We start from the raw sequence: 19,973 nt of genomic DNA on the forward strand, positions 1-19,973 counted from the left end.
CACGTTCTTAGAACGTGGTTTTGCTTTGGGCCCCCTAAAAGGGGGCTGAAACCGCCAGCCTTCTGAGAAGGCTGGTGCGAGTTGCCCCAAAATTGAAGGTTATTTCCTAAAGTCTATCTCCTGCTGGAGACGTTCTTTCTTCTCTTGATACTTTACATACTTGCGAATCATTTCTGCATCAACTCCAACAGTGTCAACACAATACCCTTTTGCCCAGAAGTGATTACCCCAATAAGGCTTCTTCTTAAGATAAGGGAATTTTGTGAACAACCTCAGAGCCGTCCGCCCTTTCACCGTTCCGACAAGTTGCGAGATCGAAACTTTTGGGGGCACTTTCACCAGTAAATGCACATGATCATTCTGAATATTCAGTTCTACAACCCTGCATTGAAGCTGGCTGCAAAAGACCTGGATACAGTTATGCACCTCCGCCTTTACTACACCAGTAAGAACTCGAAACCTATACTTCGGCACCCAAACTATATGGTATTGGCAATGCCAGATGACATGCGTTAACTTTTCAAATCTACTCATGCTAATTCCTATCTCTAGTAGTTGTGGGGACAACTCAGAGATAAGGAGTAGCATGGGTAGTTCATGGCAGGCGAAGCCAACCATTCATGACCACGTCCATAGGACGTGGGTTTTCACGGTGCACTAAACAGATTGCTTAATAGCCGGTGACAGTCATGCCTGAAGAAGAGTTTATCATTAATGTCTTTTGTCTGATTGATGATTTATTCCAAAAGCTTTTTCCCACACCTTTACGTACTCGTGGCTATGAGCCCAAGCTCAGCGATAGCGAGGTTATTACCATTGAAATGGTGGGCGAATGGCTTGGATATCACAAGGACAAGGATATCTGGAAATATTCCTGACTGAAATCAATCGTCAAATTGTTTTGAAACTCAGTGATGTCGCATTGGACTATGAGTTAGCATACGTTAGTCATGAACAGATTTTTACATCAAAGCATACATCATACTCTACAACAGGCCGTAGAGTGGGTACAAAACAGCCCGCCATTATTTAATCGTACGGCCAGCCCTCTATTGCTTGACTCCCCCTTACCGCCCGGAACAGCCCCGGTGATGCCTGATCAACAGCAGCTGGCCCTTCTGGAAAGTCTGGTTAACCAAAAAGGCAATCCCCTGCTCGGCATTTTCAACGAAACCTTATGGCAATTCCTGCTGAGCCAGCTGCCTGATAGCCAGACCATCGTCGCTAACCTGCAGGTGAATGGCGAGAAAAATGGTCAGCCTGCCACACTGGGTGAATATGACCTTATCTACCAGCGGAAAAACCGGTTTATCCATCGGGAACTGGCCGTTAAATTTTATCTGGGTATGCTTGGTGAAGCTGACAATGCCGTGGGGTCTTCATGGCAACATTGGGTCGGCCCCGGGCTCAGGGACCGCCTGGATCGCAAGATGGATCGCCTGCTGCATCATCAAGCCCTGTTGAGTGATCGCCATGAAGGACAGGAAACATTATTAACGCTGGGTATTGACCAGCCGGTTGCTAAAGAGATCCTGATACAGGGAAGGCTTTTTTATCCCCTGTACCGCACAGATAAAACAGCCATACCGCAACTGAACGACATCCAACTGATAACTCAGGCAGAACAGCATATAACAGCGCAATGCCCGCCACCCAAGTATTGCAACCAGAATCACCTGAAAGGTTATTGGTTAACCCAAAGCCATTTCCTTCTGGGTACCCGGTCCATCACCAGGGATGTCCGCTTCCAGATACCTCAGAAATTGCAGTGGTTGAATCAGAACCCTGTTGCAGAGTGGCTCGATCATGATGCGCTGATACGCCAACTGCAACCGCAAAAACGACCGGTGTATATCAGGGCAATCCATCAGGTGCTGCAACAGCAGAGGCATTTGTTTATTGTGCCTGATGACTGGCCTGAGAGAGCGATGAAAGTGGCAAAAACCGATGGGTGACAATCAATGGCAAACTGACCCAATGTATTACTCATACCTCAAAGTAAAACTGCAAATTTCTACAGCAGTACTTGATAAGTCCCTGATTGGAGATTTCTGAAATTACAGGCATACTACCCCCCCCCCCCCTCCATTTGGTCAAGTATTCCCTCCTATGACTATCGAACAAACTCTGATGGAGCGCAGCGGCGCTCAATGTGAACTGTGCAGTTCAAAAAATGATCTGAGCGTTTACCCTGTGCCGCCAAAGAGCGATGCATCCCATCCGGACCACTGCCTTCTGGTTTGTGATAACTGCCTTGGGCAGATCAACCAGTCAAATACCATGGATACTCATCACTGGCGCTGTCTGAATGACAGTATGTGGAGTCAGGTGCCCGCCGTTCAGGTCATGGCATTTCGTCTGCTCAACCGTCTGTCATCGGAAGGCTGGGCCCGGGACCTGGTGGATATGATGTACCTGGATGATGAGACCCGTGAGTGGGCAGAGTCCGGATTAAGCAGTGAAGAATCAGCAGCCCCCACACTGGATAGCAACGGCAGTGTATTGAATGCGGGCGATACCGTCACGCTGATCAAGGATCTGCCGGTCAAAGGTGCTGGCTTTACTGCCAAGCGCGGTACTGCTGTGCGCAATATCTCTTTGACCGGTAATCCTGAACAGATCGAAGGCCGTGTCAATGGTGTCCGAATTGTTCTGTTGACCAAGTACCTGAAAAAAGCGTGAACACCATAAGAAGTAGCGCCTGTTAAACCACAGGCGCTGTTTTTTGCCGGGACGCAGCCCGGTCAACATGGTGTTTTTTCAGTTGCAGTGATGGCGTGTATGGCAATACATCCATCACCTGCCCCTGGGTAATCTGCTGCTGAACACTGCGCCAGTAACTGGCGGTAAAAAGATCACCATGAAGACGGGTAAAACGTTTGCGGATGGCCAGATCAGGAAACAGAAACACCGGAAACTCTTCCGGAAAAATATCCCCCGGTGAAACGGAATACCAGGGCTCAGCGGACATTTCCTGCTCTGGATAGAGCGCCTCGGGTATCTCGCGAAAATTGCACTCGGTCAGATAGATAATTTCATCGTAATCGTAGAAAACCACACGACCATGGCGAGTGACCCCGAAATTTTTCAGCAGCATATCGCCTGGGAAGATATTGGCAGCGGCCAATTGCTTGATCGCCCGGCCATACTCATCAAGCACCGCTTCCAGTGCCTGCTCGTTGCCATGGTCAACCAGCTGTTCAACATAGATATTCATAGGCATCATTCGCCGCTCAGTATATAGATGGCGAATCAGCACCTTATCGTCATAGACAAGAACGGTAGAGGGCGCTACCAGCCGCAACTCCTGCAACAACTCGTCACTGAACCGGGAACGGGGCAATATCAGATTGGAGTACTCCTGAGTATCGGCCATCCGCCCGACCCGGTCATGGGTTTTCACCAGATAGTACCGGTCTTTAACCATGGCCTTGCTGATATCTTTGGGCGGAGCGAAATGATCTTTGATGACTTTAAACACCATATCCAGGGAAGGCAGCATAAACACCGACATCACCATGCCCTTGACACCCGGTGCGATGACAAACTGATCAGCAGAGTGGTGCAAATGCTGGAGAAAATCCCGATAGAAGACACTTTTACCATGCTTGAAGAAACCGATGGAGTTATAAAGCTCAGCACGTTTTTTTCAGGCACCAGCGTGTGCAAAAACTCAATACACTCGGAGGGAATCCGGGCATCAACCAGGAAATAAGAGCGGGTAAAGCTGAACAGCACACTGACGCTGTCGTTTTCACAGAGCAGGGCGTCAACGTAGAGCGCACCCTGTTCATTATTCAGAACCGCCAGAACAAACGGTTGCAGGTCGTCACCGGCCACCAGCCTTCCCACCAGGTAAGCGGCTTTATTCCGATAAAAGACCCACTTCAGCACATCCACCCGAACATTACTGCGCCGAACCCATGATGGCTGAGCTTTCTGCAACGCATGGATAATATTGCGAATATCCCTGCGCCGGTACTCCCAGGGCAGTTCAAACTGAAAATCATCCAGTATCTGGCCAACCTGGCTGACCAGCCCCTGCTGCTGGCTTTGGTCATTAAACCAGTAGGATCGGTAAATGCCCCTGGCGCTGTGCACTTTAAAACCATCAAATTCCGACTGAATAAAACAGTGACGGGGGTTCACCGCTTCGCCCCTGAACACCTTGCGGTAGATGGAGTTATAAAAGGTTTCCGCCAGTTCCGGGTCGGTCCGGTAAGAGATCAAATCCAGATATGCACCATGCACATCCTGCCAGCAGCTACTGTCGCTGAGATAGGACGCTTCAACCTGTGATGCCAGTGTTGTCATCACATCGGTGACGGCAACCTGGTAAAGGTTAATCCGGTCAGAGGCAGCATTTTGCGCAGCACTCCAGTCCGCCTTCAGAAAACGGTCCCGGGCACCCAGGGTGATGTCAGTAAAGCGTGTTCGGTAGTCGCTGAACCCTTCAAGAACAATTCTGGCAATCTGTCGGGCTATTGAAGTTTTCATTACTGCACCGCTCTTATATTTTTATACCAATTCCGCGCCGCCCCTGAAGCCCTCCGGTATGAACCATTAACAGCCGTCTACCCCGGCAGGGAAGGCCTTGCTTCAGGTTTTCCGCCAGTGAATGCCGAATGGCAAACATGACTTTGCCGGTGTATACCGGATCCAAAGGGATTGCCGTCTCCTGCTCAAAGGATTTGATAAACGACAGCAACGCCTCGGTAGTGCGAGCGTAACCGCCATGATGATAGTCCGTCAACAGTGTCCAGTTAGCCAATGCCTGCCTGGTGTAGTGATGAATATCACCGCGCAGAAAATCGCCTCCTTTAAGGACGGCGACACCGGTCACCTGCGTCTGTGGCATCTCTTTTGCCGCAGCCAGCGCCACCCCTGACAGCGTGGCCCCCGTGCCACAGGCCAGCCAGATCTCATCATAGCTCCCCGCAGTGATGCCCCCGGCTGCCAGAATTTCGCGGCAACCCTGCACACCGGACAAATTACTCCCGCCTTCCGGCACAACAAGCACACCCTGGGCTGACAAACCTGATTGATGCAAAAGATGGTTAACAAAGACGGCTTCATTCTTTCGACGATAATCACTTCTGGACAGGTAGTGTAATTGCATTCCCCAGTTAACCGCATCGGTCAAGGTCGCTGACAGAGATTCCCCCGGTTCTCCCCTGATAACGCCAATGGTTGGCATGCCAAACCGATGACCCGCCGCAGCCAGTGCATGAATATGGTTGGACCAGGCACCACCAAAGCTGAGAATGGCCGATTTGCCCTCCTGCTGCGCGGCAATAAGATTGTGTTTCAGCTTGTACCACTTGTTACCGCTGATCTCGGGGTCAAGTTGATCCAGGCGCAAAATATCAAGGGATACCCCCATTTCATATAGCCACGCGGCATTCACCGATTGAACAGGAACCGGCTTAGCCAATAGCTCAATAGATTCGAATTCCATAATTCCTGCTCTACCGATGAAAATCCCGCCATCTCCTACCCGCATCACTGCTGGCTCTTGCACTCTTGCAGCACTACCGCGCTTGCTTATTCTTTGCTTGACATCCTCCCACAGCTAAAGCAGTGGGATTCCTCCAGCGAGACGCTCATGCCCGAGCGCAAGAATGTTTCTGGCAGCGTTAACGTCACGCTGATGTTCAGCTCCGCACTCTGAACAGACCCATTCTCTTATTCCAAGACTTGCCCTACCTTTCGGACTGCTGTCGGGAATTACCCCACAACACGAACAAGTCTGGGTGGAGTAGGCTTCGTTGACGATTTCAAAAACCACGCCTGCGTGATCGCACTTATAAGACAGCATGGTTTTCAGTAATCCCCATCCGGCATCCAAAGCCGATTTGGCTTTTTTGGTTTTCAACATAGCCTGACTGGATACGTTGCCAACGAAGATGGCCGCATTCTCATTTACCAGTTTGCTGCTGTATTTGTGTAAGGCGTCTTGCCGCCTGTTTTTGATTTTGGCGTGAATCGCCTTGGCTCTTTGCTTGTTATTGGCTCTTTGGGCGATACCTAATTTTTGCTCCAGCATTCGGTATTCACGGCCTGTAACACCATCACCGTTGGAATCGGTGGCCGACTCTTTGCAGCCAAGGTCTATACCGACGGACTGTGTTCCTTCCGATGTTTCAGGCTCTACATCAACAACAACATTGAAATACCAACGGCCTCTTGAGTCTTCGCTAAAACTGGCAGAACGGAATTTGTAGTCACTAAGACCAAAAGAGTCCCGCACTGAAAAATAGTGGCCGTTGTGGAAGACCTGACCGTTTTTCCATTGGGCAGCATTCGTATTCACCGGAATCCAGCCAAGAGATCGTCGCACACCACGGGATTTTCGCCAGTTAAGCCTTGCTTTTTTGAACTGTTTCCTGCGAGTCACATATTCGGCAGCAATGCACTGCAAAGTATGGCTATGCAATCCGAGTTCTCTCCCTGCGCCTTTGGTGTAAGGGTGTATGTCATAGGCAGACAAAAACATACCCCGTTCTTTGATCGAACGGAAGCTCAGTTCGTTGATATAGTTCCAGACAAAGTTGACCGAACGTGCCATTTTACTGAGTAATTTGGCGTGTTTGTCTTTTACCCGAACTTTTAGTGTTTTCGTTTTTGCCATATTTTTTCGTCCTGAAAAACTACAAAAAGTTCCTGTTTTTACTGTAATTTGGCATTCCGATGGTCCGGCACTCCGGTGATTTTGCCAGTTCTAGCGAACTGGTCGCTACCTAGGCGGCCCCATCCTTCCCAGCACTGAAAGTACTGGGTTTGACGCGATTTATGATCATATAGAATATTTTTTTGGTCGAAGTGATGAGGATTATGTTGGTAAGAATAAGCGCTCTGCTTTAGTTCTCCATACGGATCCTGATAAACTGATTCCGGGGTTAAAAAATGTTCAGGGTTTGATTGATCAGGCGATGGCGGGTGACCTTTCGGTAATCCCCCGCATTCACTGGTGGTATGTGCACTTGGCACCAACGGTCAGAGGACCTGGTGGTACTGTAGAAATGATCATTCATGCACTGTGTGCCGCCAAAGGGTACTATCTACCCGGTTGGGCAACAGGCATAGCGCCTTCCATTGAGGTACTTGTGGAGCCAAATGAAGAGGCCTTTTGTCGAAACTACCCTACATTATTTGAGGCTCATCAGGGGGGGTTGCGAATGCTGTTTACCAAAAGGAGCGCTTGAACCATCGGTTCTGCTGATGGATAGAGGGTTTACGACGACTTTGCTAGGAGGCTGTCCGAGAATAGCGCCCGTAGCGAGGACGACAGAAAATTGAGGATAAAAAGTCGGAAATTTTTAGTGAATAGTGGTTCTATTTGCTAAAAATTTCCGACTTTTTAGACCAATTTGCTGCCACCGCAGTAGGGCAGTCTATTCTCGGACAGCCTCCTAGACTTATCGCTTGTGTAAACACTCTACCTGTCAGACTGGTATGGCTGCCATGAAAAACATTCTACCCGCAGCACTACTGCTGCTTGCTCATTCTTCTTATCTCACTCTGAATGTGCGCCGGAACCTGCCTCATAAATGACTGTCCGTAAGAGTTACTGACAACATAGTTAGTTTGTTGCTTGATAGCCCATGTTAGGGTGATTTTTTAGCCTGAAAATGGTTTGGCATCGAGGAAAATTATTACTCCTCTTTAACAAAGGATTCGAATCAGTGAACCCAGTTAATCAAGCATCCACTACGATACATCCGACAAGTTCATCTTCCAAATATCCTCAGCCATCATCGGTTGAAGATAAATCATCGGTTGAAGATAAAGAAATACCGGTAAAACAGCTATCGAACAAAGATTTAAAGGTAAATATCGCGCATTCCCCGGAACAATGTGCCCAAGCCAGTGATTGCACGTTTCGACAAGTTGCAATAAATGCAACTGCGCAAACCAGGCTGGTAAATTCTACAAGCTTTACTTTACAGCCCGGTCCCCCCCCCCTGAAACAACACCAGTAACTGAGGTTTTGCCAGTCAAAAATCAGCAATTACATGGAATCTTTGAGTTAATCAACCAGCGGCTGACTTTCATGGAAGATGTAGCCTTTTTCAAGGGCACGAATGATCGTGCTGTTGAAGATTTGACCAGAGAAAAACTGGTGCTTGAGAAGGCACAGCGTGATGCTGAGAAGGCTGGTTTAGACCGGGATTCCATCACTCATTTTTTTTCAGGCACAGATGAATGCGGCCAAGGCTATTCAATATGGATATTTTAATCAATGGTCCTCTGCCAAGCCAGCAAATAAAAAATACCGTGACCTGGATTCTGAGGTCAGGCCCAGGCTTATAGAGCTTGGTGAACAGATCGTGGGACAAATCAGCGCATATCTTAAAAATGGAGGAACATTTGATAATAACATGCTGAAAGACTTTGTCAGGTTGGTAAATGCAACGCACCTGTCCGAAGACGACAAAGAGAAAATGTTTGAATGTCTTCAGAGGATTCAAAGTTGTGAACACAATTAATCATCCCCCCACTATTGCAGGTCAGACAAATTCATCTTCATTGCCCCCTCAGCCATCATCGGTTGAACATCAGAAAATACCGGTAAAACAGTTATCGAATCGAAATTTAATGGTCAATATCCAGCATGCCACCGGTAATTCCCCTGAACAATGCACCCAAGCCGATGATGGCACACTTAGGAAAGTAGCAGTAACTGCTGACAAAATGCTGCAAAATCCCCTGGACCATCCTCTGCAGTCCAGCAAGATGCCTGAAAAAACGCCAGAAAATGAGGCTTTGCCAGTAAAAAATGAACAGTTGCTGTCACCTTTGTTGCTGTCACCTTTGATGATTCGGCCGGAAAATTCCAATCATCTGGTTAAAAGAGATAATTGGCTTCCATATGGTGATCCAGATGTTTTTAACTCAGAATTCAGATTATTTGTTGATCGGGTAAAAGACAGTATTATTAAAAGGACAATCACTGCTGAAGAGTTAATTAAGAAAGCAATTAATACTCGTAAACACATTGAGATTACCAGAAATAATGACTGTGCTGAAGAATTTGGCCTTCTTCGTAATAATCTGCAATCAGTGAGTAATCATCCCATTTGTACCCACACCCCACTAGACTCTACTTATTCCTTTGCTAAACAACGTGCGGTTGCACTGACCTATAATAAATTCTTTATCAATCACAAAACCAGGGCAGGAGAAAGGTTTATTAATCACATCTCTGACAAATATAAACTCCCCCCCCTTGAAATGGATCATATACATTATGGCGTGGTTGTGGGTAATGCAGGAGAGAATAAGGTTTATCTAACCCAAATAGTGACCAGCCCCAGAATCAAGAATTTTGGAATTGAATATTTTTTTGGTGACTGTTATTTGCATTATGTTGGCAAGAATAAGCGCTCTGCTTTAATTATCCATACGGATCCTGATCAACTGAATCCGGGGTTACAGCATGTTCAGGGTTTAATTGATCAGGCGATGGCTGGCGACCTTTCGGTAATCCCTCGCATTCACTGGTGGTATGTGCACTTGGCACCAACGTTCAGAGGACCCGGTGGTACTGTAGAAATGATCATTCATGCACTGTGTGCTGCCAATGGGTACTACCTACCCGGTTGGGCAAAAGGTATAGCGCCTTCCTTTGAGGTACTGGTGGAACCGAATGAAGACGCCTTTTGTCAAAACTACCATCAATTATTTGAGGCTCATCAGGAGACATTACAAATGCTGTTTACCAATAGGGGCGATTCAACCATCAGTTCTTCTGCTGGATAGAAGGTTTACGACAATATTTTGCTATGCTTACCGGTTGTGTAAACACTCTACCTGTCAGACCGGTATGGCTGCCATGAAAAACACCCCTCTCTCCCTGGAAAATTATCAACGTCCTGTTCTGAATATGCCTGATGGTGCTGAAAAATCCTGCTGCATTCCTGCTGTGCCCCCTGCGCCGGTGAAGTAATGGAAGCGATTCAGGCATCGGGTATTGAGCAGACCGTATTCTTTTACAACCCGAACATCCACCCGGCTGAAGAGTACCGGCTGCGCAAGGATGAAAACAAACGGTTCTGTGACAAACTCAATATTCCGTTTATTGATGCTGATTACGATACCGACAACTGGTTTGCCCGCACCCGGGGCCTGGAAAATGAGCCGGAACGGGGCAAACGCTGCACCGTCTGTTTTGATATGCGCTTTGAACGAACCGCCCTTTATGCTTATGAACACCACTTTACGGTGATCTCCAGCACACTGGGTATTTCACGCTGGAAGAACATGGAACAGATCAATGACTGCGGCATCCGCTCTGCCGGGCACTACCCCGGTGTTTCCTACTGGACTTACAACTGGCGTAAACAAGGAGGCAGCCAGAGAATGATTGAGCTGTCCAAACGGGAAGCGTTCTATCAACAGGAATACTGCGGCTGCGTATACAGCCTGAGGGACACCAACCACTTCCGAATGGCCCGGGGACGCAGCCGGATAAAAAGACTGGTGAATTTTTACGGCCAAAGTAACAATGCGCAGGACGGAAAAGAGGACTGCGCCATTATCGCTAAATCTTCCTGACGACCATCTCCCAAAAACCTCAACAGTGTCGTTTGATCTCGCTGTGAACATGCAGCTACGGACTGACTGTAGTGCCTTGATTGTAGTACCTTGATGGAACTTTTTACCAGCAAGTTACTCCAAAAGCACCATGATTCAACCATACAGAAGTGGGTAGATAAGAATTCTTAATGGGAGAATGTCATGAATGTTGCCAACGGAACAGGGACTTCCGAGAGCCTGTACCCTCAACCAAAGTTTGACACCCAGTCCGTAACAGCCTCTGGCCAATGGAGTGCCAGCAAATCGAACTGCAAGCAGCGAACCCCTCATCCCAGGGAGCCTGAGCGAGAAGTGCTACAGTGGGCCGCCAGGAGTGGGCGTCTGGCGTTTCGGCGAATTTATTTAAATACAGAAAAACAGTACTTTTCAGGTAAGGGGTCACCAAGACCCTTCTCCCTCGTCCTGCCAGGGGGAATGATGCCCACCAAGCCCATACCAAAGAGGTATCGCCAATGGATGGTAGGCATTGTTGATCCACAATGCCTGTATGTCTATAAATGTGATGCTTTTACTCAACGTCTGCTGCTGGAGCCTGGCTTGACTCCGGCACAACTGCGAGCAAAGCTACTGCCTGATCTGCCAACAATGTTTCATAGACGTCGAGAGCATGGCGAACAAGTCACCTGGAGAGCGTATCCTCATCGTTTCACCTCGGGACATCTGCAAAAGGATGGAACGTTCAGTTTACCAAAATTAAAACCCGGCAATGACACCCCTGAACTGGATTACCCGGAACTGGTGCTCACCAGATATGGCAAAGAAGACATCAAATGCTTCGTTGTATACCTTGATGCACAGATAAATATTGCCGAGACCCTGCGGCACAAGCGTCAGTGTGAGGAGGCATTGGAGCTTGAATCATTGCCGCTGGTTGTTTATTGCCACCGAACAGGTTCTGTTCAGGTCTTTTTTGATGGTGAGCTGGACAGTAAACACCTGGCCACGAATGAGGATTCTCTGGATTATTTTGCGATTTCACAGGGCATACCCCCAGAAAATTTCAGAGCCATGTTAAATCTGCTGCCAATGTCTCTGCGGACACAGGCACTGAGCTCGGAATTAACCGTCTCACCAGATGTTGAGCACAAATTGCAACAGGCCATCCAGCTGGTGAGGGATCCCCGTGTTTACAGTTACGAGAAACTTCTGGGACTAAAACAGAGTGGTTTGCCAATCCACCAGCCTTTTTTTCATAAAGGAAGTTTTGAATCTTTGCTCGAAATGCTCCTGGATTCCGAAATGTGCAGATACTCACATCCCAAGCAGAAGCACATCAAGAAACAGGAGGAAGAAGCTTACCGGATGTTTCAGCTGCTTTTGCACAGTGGGGCAAGTCTGCCGAAAGAGTGGTGCGTGTCATTCATTTACTGGATGGACCGTTTTGACAGTAACACAATGCCTCTGGACATAATGAATTGCATGCTGGCTGCCTTTAGTCCATTTGACTTCCTGACTCTGCTCCATCTCAGACAGATACCTTTGACCTTCTGTCCGGGTGCCGTTGTTGAATTTGACCGCATTTGCCAGGGGCTTAGTCAACAGCAACGGCAGGACGCTCTGGAAAAAACAGTGCAACAATATGTGAGAGATTGCAGCTTCCCGGCTCTCGACACCATCCGGTCTCACTTACTGGCCCTGTTTTACTCAGGAGCTTCCCTGAACAAAAACTTCATGAAATCTTTAACATCCAATATGCAGAGGCAGTATCGTGAAGGCAGGATGCTTGTTGATGATTTTTCTCCAAATGATTTTATCAAATGGCTTGATAATCTATGGGAGCAACGGGAAACATATCCTCTGTACCGGAATTGGCCAACGTATGTCCAGAGGGCTCGGCGTGAAAATGCACGCCTGAAACAATCGCTCCATCAGAACGATTCCGGCGCATCGCCAACATCATTGGCAGCTGAGACACCCACAGCGTTACAGTTTGTGGTGAACGCTTTCAGCGAACCGCCGGTCCTGCCTGATCATGTCGGTGATAATGAAAAAACCATCCTGACGGTGTTGCAGCATTATTACCGCCGCCCGGGACCGGAACGAGTGATCAAGAGCCTTGGCAGACAGACCATGCCAACCGTGTGGAAACCGCTGCACAGCTGCAGTCATGTTCTGCGGGCCAGGAATAATGGGCTCTGGTATATGGAATTGCTGGAAAAATTTCAGCTGCGTCGCCTGGAAAAAATAGAAAAAGAACTTCTGGCACTGGCGATTATCTACCATGATGCCGCTGCCGAAGATGTCGACAAATCAGCAGAAGAAACAAGGTCTGCGGGCTATTTCATACGGGACCTGACCGGGCACTACCCTGAACCGCTGCTGGGGAATATGGCCCAGGCGATGGTCAGCAAGGAAAACGATACCAGGGGTAAAGACGAGCAGAACCTGCCTGCCCCTGTGCGCTGGTATCTGCGTATATTACGCTTTGCAGATCGACTGGACATTATCCGTTGTTTTGGGGTCGGGCTGATTTTCCCGGATTCTCGGTGACTGAGCCCCCGGGCTTTGATGCTGCACGTCTTGATTTACCAGCGAAGCTGACTGAAGAATTTAGCTCCGGGCCTGACAACAAGAGTGAGTTCCAACGTCACCTGGAGGCCGCCATGCACGGTGCGGCTGATCTGGCGCGGATAACCACGCGACTTCAGGATTATCGCAAAAAAGACTACACCAAAGTCTATGGTCTGAATGACCATGGCGGCTCCGGGATCTCTGAAAACTTTGAATGGACAACTGAGCCAATGCAGAGAATGAACCAGATTATTAATGACAATGTTCGGCGCAAAATAGCCCGCGAGGCTGGCATTATTGTCTGTTCAGACCCCAGCCACCGGGCCTGCAAGGCTGATCAGAACAAAGGGGTCACTTATGGTATTCATAACAGCTGGTATGATCTGCGGCAGGTGGCAATTCCGACGGGAATGACGCTGCTGGAAAAGATGCAGTACGAACATGACCCATCACTGCTGAGCCCGGCAACGCAACAGGCACTGGCGCAAGAGGTGCAGCGGCTGAAGAGTGAAGGTATACGGATGAATCCGGGCACCTTGACGCAGGAAACGCTGGCTTCGGAGGAAGCCCGGAAAGTACTGAAGAAACGTGGTATCACCGTGGTCAGCGAGAAGCGCCCCTACTTCACCGACAATGGCCGCCTGAAAGAATGGCCAATGCTGGTGCCAAAGAAGATATTGAAGCCTGGTGCCCATGAGAATGCTCCAGCGGGGTGGGCATGTACAATGCTTTGATCAGTTGCAGAGTTCCTCAAAATAACGGATTCTGAACCATAATATTATCTTGACCCGTTCGTTTCTGAGAACATCTGCAATCCCGTCGAGCCGTTCTATTCCGCTTTCCTGTCAGGCCGATAAAACCCGGAATAGATCGCTCATTTGGTTAACTATTTACTATCACCGTTATCGGGCTACAAACTATGATACGTTTTGTTGCGCCACTGTCAGGCATGTTTATTTTCGCTTTGGCCAGCGGATACCTGACGACTCTGATTCCCCTGAGAATCAATGCGACAGATGGCAATGACTTTCTGGCCGGCCTTATGGGTACCGCCTACTATCTGGGATTACTGGCCGGGTCATTTCGCTCAGAAAGTATTGTTTGCCGGGTAGGTCATATTCGCTCGTTTGCCTGCTTTATGGCGTTGCTCTGTGCCACCGTACTGAGCCTGGCACTGTCGGAGAATACCACCAGCTGGCTGGTATTGCGCTTCCTTAATGGCATGGCGGTGGCGGGCATATTTGTTGTGGTTGAGTCATGGCTGCTCTGTGAAAGCGACAGCGCCAACAGGGGCAGAGTACTGTCTTTCTACATGGTGTCACTCTATGGTGCCAACGCTATCGGACAGCTGTTTGTCGGCTTCCTGGATAGCAGTAGTCTGATGCCGTTTATCCTGATCGGGATTCTGCTGTCATTATCGATCTTCCCACCAGCCATGACCCGAATCCCGACACCGGAAATTGAAGAGGCTTCTACCCTGGGATTCAGAAAGCTGTTTGAACTGACACCCTCCGGAGTACTCGGCTGTTTTGCCGGTGGCCTGGTACTGGGTGGTTTGTATTCAATGCTGCCCATCTACCTGGCCGATCTCAGCGGCAGTGATGATCACACCGTAGCGCTCTTTCTGGCCATCACCATGATTGGCGGCATGGCACTGCAGTTTCCAGTGGGCTACCTGTCCGATATTATCGATCGGCGTAAAATGTTGATTCTGGTTGCCCTGGCTGGCTGTGCTATTTGCTTTGCCCTGATCCTCAGTTCCCACGAGAGCTGGCTGTATTATCCAGCACTGTTTCTGTTTGGCGGCGCTACCTTCACGCTCTATCCACTGGCCATCAGCCACGGCTGTGATCATATGCACCCGGATGATATTGTTGCCGGCACCCAGGGACTTCTGCTGGCCTACAGCCTTGGTGCGTGTATCGGCCCGATCTTCGCTTCACTGTTTATGAGCCATATTCCTGAAGGCCTGATGCTGTATTTCATCACGGTGATGGGCGTTACCGGTCTTTTCTTCCTGATTCGGATGGCTTACCGTCCTGCGATCTACACCAGCGAAGAGCAGCACTTTATTCCAGTACCCCGAACAACACCCATTGTTGCGCAGATTGACCCACGTTCTGATGCCGAGGAGTTCCTGGAAAGCGAAGATACGGCTAAACCGGCAAGCTGAGGAACTGCCTTTAATCACTTTCAATCCTTAAACACAACATAGCCCTTGTAGGAACTCTTCCATCCAGTCATCGTTGTTGACCAGTTCTGACTCGGTCACCAATGAATCCAATGTCGCCAATGAATCCAAATCCCATGCCACTATTTCATCAAGCCCAAGTGGGTCTCTTCTCCTTTTCTCGCTGGCTTCATGCCATTCTTTCCGTGTTTCTGAATCCACTGCGTAGCTCATTTTGCAGATAGCCGTGCTTAATTCAACATAAGTCATTCGGCTTCGGTGGGGTTCCAGCAGTTCAAGTTCTGCATTTCCCAATTCACGAAAACGATCGAGAGCCTCCATTGCCGCGTCAAAGTCAGATAGCGGCCCTTGAATGCGACGGTTGGAAACGTGGTTCCCTTGAATTGATGTGCTTGCCCTTGCTGGAAGTCCTTGCTGAGGGCTTGATGTTACTGCTGGCGTTTTTGCTGCCTCAATCTGTTCCAACTTTGCAACCACCGCTTTCTTAACGAGGTCTGGAACCATGCCGTCTTTATCATCTTTGATAACCGGGCTGAGTGCCGTGCATAAACGGGCGTTTAGCTGGCCGCTGCTGGCATAGTGTTCAAGAGATGACCAGACCGCAGCCTTTAATGGTTTATGGCAATTGATTAGTCTAATAATCAGAGAGGGTGCCACCAGGTGTGGTATTTTTTTAGGCTTGGCTTTCTTGGGCTCTTTGGTTCTCGCTTGCATTTGGGCTAATTTTGCCTCAAGCCTGATCGCATAGGGATCGCGCTTGTCCTGAGGCTTTTTATACCATTGTTCTGTGAACTCGGTTGCCTTGAAAAAGGCGGTTAACTGTTGCAATGTCCAGTTCTTTATAACAAAGCCGGTATCTCTCGGGGTAAACTCTGGATTTTGGAGTACAACCGGATCGCCATCGTCTGGCAAAACGGTTAGTCTTTGATTCTTGAATTGATATTCTGTTTGTTCAAGCTCAATTAACATGGCCGTGATAAAGCGCCACAGGCGTTCCTGGCCCGACATGGCGGGATCACCACCGACCATCACCCCTCTTTTGTCATCTGTTGCCACTCGGTTTGAAAAGCAGAGATCCGGTATTTTCCCTTGTTCAGGTAGAGCGTGGTTGGTGAGCAGCATTCCTGCCAGCAACCGTTGCTGAATCGTGACATCAGGAGCGGTTTCAGGGGTAGCCTGATAGTCAAGACAGGCATCCATGAATTGCTGCATTTTGTGTGGTCCAAGCACCCGATGTAACCTGCGCCACTGTGAGATGGTGGGCAAGGTTTTGAATAGCTCACCCATCTTATCCGCGTATTTTGAGCGGTTATCTTCTGATTGTTGCCAGAGAATCTCCAGCATCGTGCGTTTGGATTGCGTGAAGTCAAATCGCTGGCCAAGCTGTTGGCAAAGTGGTTTTAATGCATACCACTGTTCCTGAGTTGGGGCTGGCTTCAGGTTTCTGCACAGTTCAAGGTATTCCTGCATCTCAGATTCAGGGAGCTGCGTTAGTGCAAATTTTGTTAAAGCCAGTGGTGCAGGAATGGCTAATGCCTTAGTGAGTACTCCTTTGCAGCGTGGATTTTCACGATATTTTTCCATCCAGAACTGGATGCCAGTTCCGCCATGGATCGCCAATATCGGTAGCAATGATTTCAGCGCAGCACGAACAGCCACTCTGTCGTTTCGAGGACTCTTGAGGGCAGCCAGATATTGTTGGAATTCGGTAATTTTCATGCGCCATTTTGCGGGCCCGGAGAAGAACAGAGCCAGTGCTTTCATTTGACTCGATTCTAAAAGATCTTCATCACTATTGTCGTCGCCATGTTCAGTGGTACAACCATGCTGATTAAGACATTGGCGCAGTGTTTTCTCATTTTCAGTCAGTTTTTCTCCTGAGGGCAAACCAAAACTTGTAAATATTCGGCAAGAAAGTTTCAGAATATTCTTATTTTCATCCGAGGGTAGCCATTGAACGAACGCTTCCACCTTCGCTTTGTCGGGCAAGCCTTTGCCATTACACATGGAGGAAAAGGCCCGCAGCAGTTCCAGGCTGAATTCGCCGTTCACCTTCCAGCACTCCCACGCTTTGAGCGCTTCCACCTTCGCTTTGTCGGGCAAACCTTTGCCATTATACATGGAGGAAAAGGCCCGCAGCAGTTCCAGGCTGAATTCGCCGTTCACCTTCCAGCACTCCCACGCTTTGAGCGCTTCCACCGTCGCTTTGTCGGGCATGCCTTTGCCATTACACATGGAGGAAAAGGCCCGCAGCAGTTCCAGGCTGAATTCGCCGTTCACCTTCCAGCACTCCCACGCTTTGAGCGCTTCCACCTTCGCTTTGTCGGGCAAGCCTTTGCCATTACACATGGAGGAAAAGGCCCGCAGCAGTTCCAGGCTGAATTCGCCGTTCACCTTCCAGCACTCCCACGCTTTAAGCGCTTCCACCTTCGCTTTGTCGGGCAAGCCTTTGCCATTACACATGGAGGAAAAGGCTCGCAGCAGTTCCAGGCTGAATTCGCCGTTCACCTTCCAGCACTCCCACGCCACGAACGTTTCCACCTTCGCTTTGTCGGGCAAGCCTTTGCCATGACACATGGAGGAAAAGGCCCGCAGCAGTTCCAGGCTGAATTCGCCGTTCACCTTCCAGCACTCCCACGCTTTGAGCACTTCCACCTTCGCTTTGTCGGGCAAGCCTTTGCCATGACACATGGAGGAAAAGGCCCGCAGCAGTTCCAGGCTGAATTCGCCGTTCACCTTCCAGCAATCCCACGCTTTGAGCGCTTCCACCTTCGCTTTGTCGGGCAAGCCTTTGCAATGACACATGGAGGAAAAGGCCCGCAGCAGTTCCAGGCTGAATTCGCCGTTCACCTTCCAGCACTCCCACGCTTTGAGCGCTTCCACCTTCGCTTTGTCGGGCAAGCCCCTACTGCTCATCATGGAGGAAAAGGCCCGCAGCAGTTCCAGGCTGAATTCGCCGTTCACCTTCCAGCACTCCCACGCTTTGAGCGCTTCCACCTTCGCTTTGTCGGGCAAGCCTTTGCCATGACACATGGAGGAAAAGGCCCGCAGCAGTTCCAGGCTGAATTCGCCGTTCACCTTCCAGCACTCCCACGCTTTGAGCGCTTCCACCTTCGCTTTGTCGGGCAAGCCCCTACTGCTCATCATGGAGGAAAAGGCCCGCAGCAGTTCCAGGCTGAATTCGCCGTTCACCTTCCAGCAATCCCACGCTTTGAGCGCTTCCACCTTCGCTTTGTCGGGCAAGCCTTTGCCATGACACATGGAGGAAAAGGCCCGCAGCAGTTCCAGGCTGAATTCGCCGTTCACCTTCCAGCACTCCCACGCTTTGAGCGCTTCCACCTTCGCTTTGTCGGGCATGCCTTTGCCATTACACATGGAGGAAAAGGCCCGCAGCAGTTCCAGGCTGAATTTGCCGTTCACCTTCCAGCACTCCCACGCTTTGAGCGCTTCCACCTTCGCTTTGTCGGGCAAACCGTTGCCATTACACATGGAGGAAAAGGCCCGCAGCAGTTCCGGGCTGAATTCGCCGTTCACCTTCCAGCACTCCCACGCCATGAACGCTTCCACCTTGGCTTTGTCGGGCAATCCTTTGCCATGACACATGGAGGCAATCTGTTTCAAGCATGGGTTAGCAGCAACCGCCTGAATGTTTTCCTCGCTTTCTTCTGCAAACTTCTTTATCTGAGTTTTCGACATGAGCATGCTGGTAAGGCAGCTGGTATTGGTAATCTGCTGGGGATTGACAGCTAAAAAGAAGGTGTTGGCCCTGGCAAAATAGCCTTTGAAAGTCTGAGAATCTTTAACAATGCTGAAGTTTTTTAACTTGGAAAAGAGCGAGTGTGCGGGCGGCTTACCCCTGTCTCGCGCTAACTGGATTTTCCTGTCTTTGAGGTTTTTCAGAAGAGTCCCAGCATTCGTTAATATTGCTTGAATTTCTTGATTATTTAAATGTGTTCGCAGTTCATTTTGCTGGCTTACAGAAAATTCTGCAATTGATGTTCCACTGTTAATTTCTGTAGTGAGCGGTACATCCTTCATTGGTTCAGGCATGACCTGCACCATCGCTGAGGTATGTTCATTGTCAGTTAATAGCCTGCTGTCGCTGACTGTTGGTAGATTTCTTGATAGGGAACTGATCACTCCCGGAAGCCTGGAAGCTGTGTCAGCAGGCATGGCCGGTTCGGTCTCCATTGGCTCCGGATTAGCAGGTAGCGAAGTTGCAGAACAGACAATACGCCTGCTTTTGTCAGTAACACGCCTGCGCTTTATGGATGGGATGGGCCCGGATTCAGATTGCAGTTGATGCGGTGGAAATGTTCCGGTGCCCGTTGTTGTCTGTTTCACCTGGTAACCTGACATGGATCGCTTTCTTTCTTGTTTTCGGCTGTTTGCTGGCCGGTGCCTTCCGGCTTCAGTGGCTGTTAACGGGGATGCCGTGTCTGCGGTTACTGAGGAGGAAGGTGACTGCATGGTTTCTTCGGAGATTACCTGTTTCCAGTTGGAGAATCGTCTGGGGATGACAACAATCGAACTATTGACCTGGTCAGCCCGGTAAAGTTCCAGGCAGCCGGTATCAGGCAAGGCTGACCTGTTTTGTCAGGCAGTCTGGCAGTGAGATGTGTTTGCACATGAGAAGCTTGCGAGAACCGTTCACCTTTAAAGAACGGGTGTC

16 protein-coding genes and 1 pseudogene are annotated in these 19,973 nt (G+C 49.3%); 11 read left to right on the forward strand and 6 right to left on the reverse strand.

Annotation, left to right across the window (positions count from 1 at the left end; translation table 11 throughout):
* Positions 1-99: 99 nt before the first annotated feature.
* A complete protein-coding gene (gene tnpA / locus O3276_RS06440) occupies positions 100-534 on the reverse strand; it encodes an IS200/IS605 family transposase (protein ID WP_269674898.1) in 435 nt (144 codons plus the stop codon).
* 155 nt (positions 535-689) lie between these two features.
* Between tnpA and O3276_RS06445 the strand changes: the two genes are divergently transcribed.
* The 3 genes from O3276_RS06445 (at position 690) to O3276_RS06455 (ending at position 2,682) form a co-directional block, all read left to right on the forward strand.
* On the forward strand, positions 690-878 hold the full coding sequence (locus O3276_RS06445) for a hypothetical protein (RefSeq protein WP_269674899.1): 189 nt from the start codon (positions 690-692) through the stop codon (positions 876-878).
* 72 nt (positions 879-950) lie between these two features.
* Positions 951-1,955 carry a DUF1853 family protein gene (locus tag O3276_RS06450; RefSeq protein WP_269674900.1) on the forward strand — a complete coding sequence of 335 codons (1,005 nt, stop codon included), beginning with the start codon at positions 951-953 and terminating at the stop codon, positions 1,953-1,955.
* Between the two features lie 154 nt (positions 1,956-2,109).
* Positions 2,110-2,682, forward strand: coding sequence for a PhnA domain-containing protein (locus tag O3276_RS06455; protein ID WP_269674901.1), 573 nt, complete (start codon positions 2,110-2,112; stop codon positions 2,680-2,682).
* Between the two features lie 22 nt (positions 2,683-2,704).
* Here the strand turns inward: O3276_RS06455 and O3276_RS06460 are convergent, their stop codons facing one another.
* The 4 genes and pseudogenes from O3276_RS06460 to O3276_RS06475 form a co-directional block, all read right to left on the reverse strand.
* Entirely contained in the window at positions 2,705-3,622 is a 918-nt protein-coding gene (locus O3276_RS06460) for an isocitrate dehydrogenase kinase/phosphatase-domain containing protein (RefSeq protein ID WP_269675944.1), read from the reverse strand.
* Positions 3,617-4,497, reverse strand: a pseudogene (locus O3276_RS06465) (isocitrate dehydrogenase kinase/phosphatase AceK regulatory subunit); the annotation flags it as partial. The gene O3276_RS06460 and the pseudogene O3276_RS06465, both read right to left, overlap by 6 nt.
* 13 nt (positions 4,498-4,510) lie before the next feature.
* On the reverse strand, positions 4,511-5,458 hold the full coding sequence (locus tag O3276_RS06470) for a 1-aminocyclopropane-1-carboxylate deaminase/D-cysteine desulfhydrase (protein WP_269674903.1): 948 nt from the start codon (positions 5,456-5,458) through the stop codon (positions 4,511-4,513).
* A gap of 114 nt (positions 5,459-5,572) precedes the next feature.
* Positions 5,573-6,631 (reverse strand): RNA-guided endonuclease InsQ/TnpB family protein, encoded by a 1,059-nt coding sequence (locus tag O3276_RS06475; RefSeq protein ID WP_269674904.1) that lies wholly within the window; start codon positions 6,629-6,631, stop codon positions 5,573-5,575.
* 169 nt (positions 6,632-6,800) lie between these two features.
* On the opposite strand from O3276_RS06475, the gene O3276_RS06480 reads away from it, so the two are divergent.
* The 8 genes from O3276_RS06480 to O3276_RS06515 all read left to right on the forward strand — a co-directional run bounded on the left by O3276_RS06480 (position 6,801) and on the right by O3276_RS06515 (position 15,283).
* On the forward strand, positions 6,801-7,205 hold the full coding sequence (locus O3276_RS06480; RefSeq protein WP_269675945.1) for a hypothetical protein: 405 nt from the start codon (positions 6,801-6,803) through the stop codon (positions 7,203-7,205).
* A 785-nt stretch (positions 7,206-7,990) separates the two neighbouring features.
* Positions 7,991-8,239: a chorismate mutase gene (locus tag O3276_RS06485; protein ID WP_269674905.1), complete on the forward strand. Its 249-nt coding sequence runs from the start codon at positions 7,991-7,993 to the stop codon at positions 8,237-8,239.
* On the forward strand, positions 8,202-8,489 hold the full coding sequence (locus tag O3276_RS06490) for a chorismate mutase family protein (protein WP_269674906.1): 288 nt from the start codon (positions 8,202-8,204) through the stop codon (positions 8,487-8,489). The genes O3276_RS06485 and O3276_RS06490 overlap by 38 nt, the downstream gene beginning before the upstream one ends.
* Entirely contained in the window at positions 8,476-9,762 is a 1,287-nt protein-coding gene (locus tag O3276_RS06495; RefSeq protein ID WP_269674907.1) for a hypothetical protein, read from the forward strand. Before O3276_RS06490 ends, O3276_RS06495 begins: the two co-directional genes overlap by 14 nt.
* Positions 9,763-9,948: 186 nt before the next feature.
* Positions 9,949-10,557, forward strand: coding sequence for an epoxyqueuosine reductase QueH (locus O3276_RS06500; protein WP_269674908.1), 609 nt, complete (start codon positions 9,949-9,951; stop codon positions 10,555-10,557).
* A gap of 183 nt (positions 10,558-10,740) precedes the next feature.
* On the forward strand, positions 10,741-13,089 hold the full coding sequence (locus tag O3276_RS06505; RefSeq protein ID WP_269674909.1) for a hypothetical protein: 2,349 nt from the start codon (positions 10,741-10,743) through the stop codon (positions 13,087-13,089).
* Entirely contained in the window at positions 13,086-13,844 is a 759-nt protein-coding gene (locus O3276_RS06510; protein WP_269674910.1) for a hypothetical protein, read from the forward strand. Before O3276_RS06505 ends, O3276_RS06510 begins: the two co-directional genes overlap by 4 nt.
* 185 nt (positions 13,845-14,029) lie before the next feature.
* Complete coding sequence (locus tag O3276_RS06515; protein ID WP_269674911.1) at positions 14,030-15,283, forward strand: MFS transporter; 1,254 nt, start codon at positions 14,030-14,032, stop codon at positions 15,281-15,283.
* A gap of 27 nt (positions 15,284-15,310) precedes the next feature.
* On the opposite strand, the gene O3276_RS06520 is transcribed toward O3276_RS06515, so the two are convergent.
* Complete coding sequence (locus O3276_RS06520; protein WP_269674912.1) at positions 15,311-19,882, reverse strand: hypothetical protein; 4,572 nt, start codon at positions 19,880-19,882, stop codon at positions 15,311-15,313.
* Positions 19,883-19,973: the final 91 nt, after the last annotated feature.

Origin of the sequence: Endozoicomonas sp. GU-1 (genome assembly GCF_027366395.1) — a bacterium.
Classification (GTDB): domain Bacteria; phylum Pseudomonadota; class Gammaproteobacteria; order Pseudomonadales; family Endozoicomonadaceae; genus Endozoicomonas.